At 71.6% G+C, this 6,071-nt stretch carries 4 protein-coding genes; 1 reads left to right on the top strand and 3 read right to left on the bottom strand.

Features of this window, described 5'->3' with window-relative positions; genetic code table 11:
• Nucleotides 1-73: 73 nt before the first annotated feature.
• From hemW to AC1DQF_RS14765, 3 genes are all read right to left on the bottom strand, one after another.
• A complete protein-coding gene (gene hemW / locus AC1DQF_RS14775; protein ID WP_477525978.1) occupies nt 74-1,291 on the bottom strand; it encodes a radical SAM family heme chaperone HemW in 1,218 nt (405 codons plus the stop codon).
• A gap of 119 nt (nt 1,292-1,410) precedes the next feature.
• Nucleotides 1,411-3,231 carry an AMP-dependent synthetase/ligase gene (locus AC1DQF_RS14770; protein WP_477525977.1) on the bottom strand — a complete coding sequence of 607 codons (1,821 nt, stop codon included), beginning with the start codon at nt 3,229-3,231 and terminating at the stop codon, nt 1,411-1,413.
• 153 nt (nt 3,232-3,384) lie between these two features.
• Entirely contained in the window at nt 3,385-4,314 is a 930-nt protein-coding gene (locus AC1DQF_RS14765) for an aminoglycoside phosphotransferase family protein (RefSeq protein WP_477525976.1), read from the bottom strand.
• Nucleotides 4,315-4,338: 24 nt separating this feature from the next.
• Here AC1DQF_RS14765 and argS point away from each other — a divergent pair, with 24 nt between their 5' ends.
• Entirely contained in the window at nt 4,339-6,063 is a 1,725-nt protein-coding gene (gene argS / locus AC1DQF_RS14760; RefSeq protein WP_477525975.1) for an arginine--tRNA ligase, read from the top strand.
• The last annotated feature ends 8 nt before the right edge of the window (nt 6,064-6,071 follow it).

The raw sequence follows: 6,071 nt of genomic DNA, 5'->3' as shown, positions 1-6,071 counted from the left end.
GGTAGTCCGTGACGAAGGGACCAAGGAACGGCCGGACCGAGGGTCCGATCGTCACGGACTACCCCAGACGTGGTCAGGCGGTCAGGTCGCGCACGACCGCGTCGGCGAGCAGCCGTCCGCGGCGGGTCAGCACGAGCCGCTCGGTGTGCAGCTCGACGAGCCCTTCCTCCACCAGCCGCGCGACCTCGGCCCGTCCGGCACGCCCCAGGGCCAGCACCGGCAGTCCGTCGCGGAGCCGGAGCTCGAGCAGGATCCGCTCGAAGCGGCGGTCCGCCTCGGTGAGGACCTCGCGCCCGTGAGCCGGGCTGAGCCCGGCGGCCAGCCGGTCGGCGTACGCCGCGGGGTGCTTGACGTTCCACCACCGCACGCCGCCGATGTGGGAGTGGGCGCCGGGACCGGCGCCCCACCAGTGCCCGCCGGTCCAGTAGAGCATGTTGTGGCGGCAGCGGCTCTCGGGTCGGCGCGCCCAGTTGGACACCTCGTACCACTCGAGCCCCGCGGCGGTGAGCCGCTCGTCGGCGAGGAGGTACTTGTCGGCCGCGTCGTCCTCGTCGGGCATCGGCAGCTCCCCGCGCCGGACCCGGCGGGCCAGGGCGGTGCCCTCCTCCACGATCAGGGAGTACGCCGACACGTGGTCCGGCTCGCAGGCCAGCGCCGCGTCCAGGCTGGTCTCCCAGTCGGCGATCGACTCCCCCGGCGTGCCGTAGATCAGGTCGAGGCTGACCTCGTCGAAGCCCGCCGCACGCGCCCACTCCACGGCCGCCGGTACCCGCAGCGGGTCGTGGGTGCGGTCCAGCACCGCCAGGACGTGGTCGACGGCGGACTGCATGCCGAAGCTGATCCGGTTGAAGCCGGCCGATCGCAGCTCCTCGAGGTCCCACGCCGCGACGCTGTCGGGGTTGGCCTCCGTGGTGATCTCCACGTCGTCGGCGAGACCGAACTCGGCCGCCGCGCTCGCGATCACGGCGCCGAGGTCGGCGGGCCGCAGCAGCGTCGGCGTACCGCCGCCGAAGAAGATGGTCTCGATCTTGACGTCGCGATGACCGAGCACGCGGCGGGCCAGCCGGATCTCGTCGATGACCGCACCGGCGTACGTCGACCGGGAGGCGCCCGGGGCGTCCCCCAGCTCCTCGGCGGTGTAGGTGTTGAAGTCGCAGTAGCCGCAGCGCACCGTGCAGAACGGGACGTGGACGTACAGCCCGAAGGGGCGTCGACCGAACTCCGCGTAGGCGTCGTCGGGGATGGACCCGTCCTCGGGTGCGGGGGCACCGACGGGTTGAGCAGGAGGCACGCCGCCATCCTGTCACCACCGCGGTGCGGGCGACCGCCGGGATCTGCTGCCGGGCCGCGGACGCGGGACGGGTGCCGGTGGTCTCCCACCGGCACCCGTCCGTGACGTGATCCGCGCGATCAGGCGTAGAGGCGGTCGATCGTCTCCTTGTAGTTGCCCTCGACGACGTTGCGCTTGACCTTCATCGAGGGGGTGAGCTCGCCGGACTCGACGGTGAGGTCGTGGTCGAGGAGCTCCCACTTCTTGATGGTCTCCCAGCGGTTGAGCCGGGTGTTGAGCTCGTCGACGTACCCGGTGACCATCGCCTTGACCTTGTCGCTGCGGACGACCTCGGTGTACGACGCACCCGCCATGTCGTTCTCGGCGGCCCAGCCGACCATCGCGTCGGGATCGAGCGTGATGAGGGCGATGACGTAGTTGCGCTCGTCGCCGAACACCATGAACTGGCTGGCGTAGGGGCAGATCGCCTTGAACTTGGACTCGATGGCCGGCGGGGCGATGTACTTGCCGCCGGAGGTCTTGAACAGCTCCTTGATGCGGCCGGTGATGGTGAGGTAGCCGTCGGCGTCGAGGGAGCCCTTGTCGCCGGTGTGCAGCCAGCCGTCGGCGTCGAGCGCCTTCGCGGTCTCCTCCGGCAGGTTGTGGTAGCCCTCCATGACGTGCGGTCCGCGCAGCAGCACCTCGTCGCCGTCCCCGATCCTGACCTCGGCGCCGGGCAGTGCCCGGCCGACGGTCCCGATGCGGTTGTCGTCGGGGTGGTTGACGGTGGCTCCCGCGGAGTTCTCCGTCATGCCGTAGCCCTCGAGGATCACGATGCCCGCGGCGTTGAACCACTCGGCGATGTCCCGGTTGAGCGCGGCCGCGCCGGAGATGAAGAAGCGCACCCGTCCGCCGAAGCGCTCACGGACCTTGCTGAAGACCAGCTTGTCGAAGAGGCCGTGCTGGAGCTTGAGGGGCAGCGGGACGGACTTGCCCTCGCGCTTGAGCCCCTCGACCTTGAGGCCGACCTCGAACGCCTTGCGGAAGATCTTCTCCTTGGCGCCGCCCTCGGCCGCCTGCATCGTCTGGATGCGGCCGTAGGCCTTCTCGAAGATGCGCGGTGCGGCGCCCATGAAGGTCGGCTTGACGGTCGCGCAGTTGTCGACGATCTTGTCGACGCGACCGTCCACGGCGGACGCGAAGCCGCACGCCAGCTGGGCCGAGAGCAGCACCTTGCCGAACGAGTGGGCCATCGGCAGCCACAGGAACTGCAGGTCGCTCTCGTCGAGGATGTTCTGGACCTGGATGGCCGCACCCTCGAAGACCCACGCCCGGTGGCGCAGCCGCACGCCCTTGGGGCGACCGGTCGTGCCGGAGGTGTAGATCAGGGTCGCGAGCTGGTCGGGCGTGATCGCGGCGGCCTTCTCGGCGATGACGCCGGGGTGCTCGGCGAGGTAGCTCGCCCCCAGGGCGGCCAGGTCCTCGAGGGAGATGACCCAGTCGCCGTCGGTGGCGCCGTCGAAGGTGATGACCTTGTCCAGGTGCGGCAGCTCGACCTTGTGCGCGCGCAGCTTGGCGACCTGCTCGTCGTCCTCGGCGAACACGAACCGGCACTCGGAGTCGCTGAGGATGTACGCCGTGTCCTCGGCGTTGGTGCTCGGGTAGACCGTCGTGGTGGCACCCGCGGCACACATCACGGCCAGGTCGGCCAGGATCCACTCGTAGCGCGTGCTGGCCGCGATGCCCACCCGCTGCTCGGACTCCAGGCCCAGGGACAGGAGGCCGGCCGCAAGGGCCGAGACCCGGTCCCCCGCCTGCTGCCAGGTGATGGACTCCCAGGCGTCGCCCTTGGGGTAGCGGAACGCCTCGCTGGACGGAGACTTCTCGACACGGTCCAGGAAGAGGACCGCCACGTTGGGCTTGAGGTTGTCGACGAAGCTCTCGTCGTACTGGATGGGCATGGGACTCCCTGTGTCACTCGGTTGCGGGCTCAATCGGGCGGGCAGAACGCGTGTGGGGAGTAACCTAGATCACCCGGTTACGCGGCGGTAGCAAACTCGCGGACCGGATCGGTCCCACCCCTGCGGGTAGGCCGGTCACCCCCGTGCCGTCGGTCAGTCCTGGACCGCCTTGGCGATGGCGATGCACCGGGTGATCCACTCCCGCTCGTCGGCGTCGAGGTCGCGGCCGGCCCGCTCGGCGTCCTGCACGGACCAGTGCGCGTTGAGCACCATCCGCAGGACCACCCAGTCGCGCGCCCGGTCCTCGTCGAGGCCCGCCGCGTCCACCACGGTGTGGAAGCGGCGCCGCACCCCGTCGCGCACCGACTGCCCGGAGCCGGACAGCTCGTCCCAGCGGTTCCACAGCAGCGGCGCGGGCTCGTAGTGCGGGTCGCCGTCCATCGGCTTGGGGTCGATGGCCAGCCACGGCTCCCGGTCGGCCGCCAGCACGTTGGCGTAGTGCAGGTCGCCGTGGACCAGGGTGCCGGTGCTGGCCTCGTCCGCCACCAGGTCGCGGGCCAGCGCCAGCCCCTGCTCGACCAGGCGGCGTGGCACGGGTGCGTTGCGCGGCATGGACGCGAGGGCGGCGGCCCACCGCTCGACGTACGACGTGAGGGTGCGCAGCTGGGGCAGCGCGGGGACGTGGAGGCGGGCGTAGAGGCCGGCGACCACCTCGCACGCCTCGACGTCCCACAGGTCGCCGAGGTCCTCGGTGTGCAGGCGCTCGAGCAGCAGGGCGCGCCGGTGCGGGTCGGCCCGCAGCAGCTCGACCGCCCCGTCGCCGTGCCAGCGCTGCAGCGCGATCCCCTCGTGCAGCGACTCGTCGTCGCCGTCGAAGGCGACCTTGAGCACCGCGGGCCGCCCACCGGCGGTGCGCACCGGCTGCGCCAGCGAGGCGTAGCCGTGCATCGGCGGCCCGTCGAGCACCAACTGCCACTCGTCCACGACGTCCGAGGCCAGGCGCGGGAGGCGATCCAGCCAGGACTCCCAGTCGGGGCCGAGCCGCCGCTGCACGTCCAGGCCGGGAGGAATGGGAAGCGGCATGCCCGCAACCCTAGGGTTGGCCGCATGGCCGACCCGCGTGACGTCCTCACCCCCGCCCTCTCCGCCGCGATCGCGCGCGCCCTGGGACCGGAGTTCGAGGGGACCGACCCGGTGCTGCGGCCCAGCCAGTACGCCGACGTCCAGGCCAACGCGGCACTCGCGCTCGCCAAGCGGGTCGGGACCAACCCGCGGGAGGTGGCCACCCGGGTCGTCGCCGAGCTGGGCGACCTGCCGGCCGGCGTGGAGATCAGCGGACCCGGGTTCTTGAACATCACCTACGACGACGCGTGGGTCACCTCGCTGCTGGCCGAGCTCGCCGTGGACCTTCGCCTCGGGGTGCCGACCCAGCAGGCGCAGGTCGTGCCGATCGACTACAGCGCCCCCAACGTGGCCAAGGAGATGCACGTCGGGCACCTGCGCACCACGGTCGTCGGCGACGCCCTGGCACGCACGCTCGAGCACCTCGGCCACCGCGTCGTGCGCCAGAACCACATCGGTGACTGGGGCACCCCGTTCGGCATGCTCATCGAGCACCTGCTGGCCGTCGGCGAGGGCTCGGACGAGGCGCTGCTCCTGGAGAGCGACCCCAACGCCTTCTACCAGGCGGCCCGCGCCCAGTTCGACGGCGACGAGGCCTTCGCCACGCGCGCTCGGGCCCGGGTGGTCGCCCTGCAGGCCGGCGACGCGGAGACCCTGCGGCTGTGGACCGAGCTGGTCGAGCTGTCCCGCCACTACTTCAACCGGATCTACGACACGCTCGGCGTGACCCTGACCGACGACGACCTGGCCGGCGAGTCGACGTACAACGACGACCTGGCCGGGATCTGCGACGAGCTCGAGGCGAAGGGCCTGGCCACGATGAGCGAGGGCGCGCTGTGCGTCTTCCTCGACGGCTACACCGGTCGCGAGGGCAAGCCGCAGCCGTTGATCATCCGCAAGTCCGACGGTGGCTACGGCTACGCCACCACCGACCTGGCCACCATCCGGCACCGGGTCGAGCGACTGGGGGCCGACCGCTGCCTCTACGTGATCGGCGCCCCCCAGGCGCTGCACCTGGAGATGGTCTGGGAGACCGCGCGCCTGGCCGGGTGGCTGCCCGACCGCGTCGAGGTCGTGCACGTGCGCATCGGCAACGTGCTCGGCGAGGACCGCAAGATCCTGCGCACGCGCTCCGGGGCGCCGCTGCGGCTGATGGCGCTGCTCGAGGAGGCGCAGGCCAACGCCCGCCGCGAGGTGGACGCGAGCCGACCCGAGCTCCCCGAGGAGACGCGCGCGGCCATCGCGCCCGTGGTCGGGATCGGGGCGGTGAAGTACGCCGACCTCTCGGTCGCCCACGACTCGGAGTACGTCTTCGACCTCGACCGGATGCTCGCCTTCGTCGGCAACACCGGCCCCTACCTCCAGTACGCGACCGCGCGGATCCACTCGATCTTCCGGTCGGCGGGTGTGGAGCCGTCGTACGCCGCCGCGATCACGCTCGGCGAGCCGGCGGAGCGCGCGCTGGCCCTGCGACTGCTGTCCTTCGGGAACGTGGTCGCCGAGGTCGGCGACACCCTGGAGCCGCACCGCCTCTGCACCTACCTCTTCGACCTCGCGCAGGACTTCTCGGCGTTCTACGAGCACTGCCCCGTGCTGAAGGCCGCGACGCCGCCGCTGCGCGAGTCCCGGCTCTCGCTGGCCGCGCTGACGCTGGCCGTGCTGTCCCAGGGGCTCGACCTGCTCGGGATCGAGACGCCTCCGCAGATGTGACCCACCCA

It is taken from the genome of Nocardioides sp. P4_G4, from assembly GCF_056401085.1.
This window is presented reverse-complemented; position numbering and strand designations above follow the sequence as displayed.

Bases quoted from the DNA above. Each gene is read 5' to 3' on its own strand.
- AC1DQF_RS14770 (WP_477525977.1), bottom strand. From the start codon at position 3,231: ATGCCCATCCAGTACGACGAGAGCTTCGTCGACAACCTCAAGCCCAAC.
- AC1DQF_RS14765 (WP_477525976.1), bottom strand. From the start codon at position 4,314: ATGCCGCTTCCCATTCCTCCCGGCCTGGACGTGCAGCGGCGGCTCGGC.
- argS (WP_477525975.1), top strand. From the start codon at position 4,339: ATGGCCGACCCGCGTGACGTCCTCACCCCCGCCCTCTCCGCCGCGATC.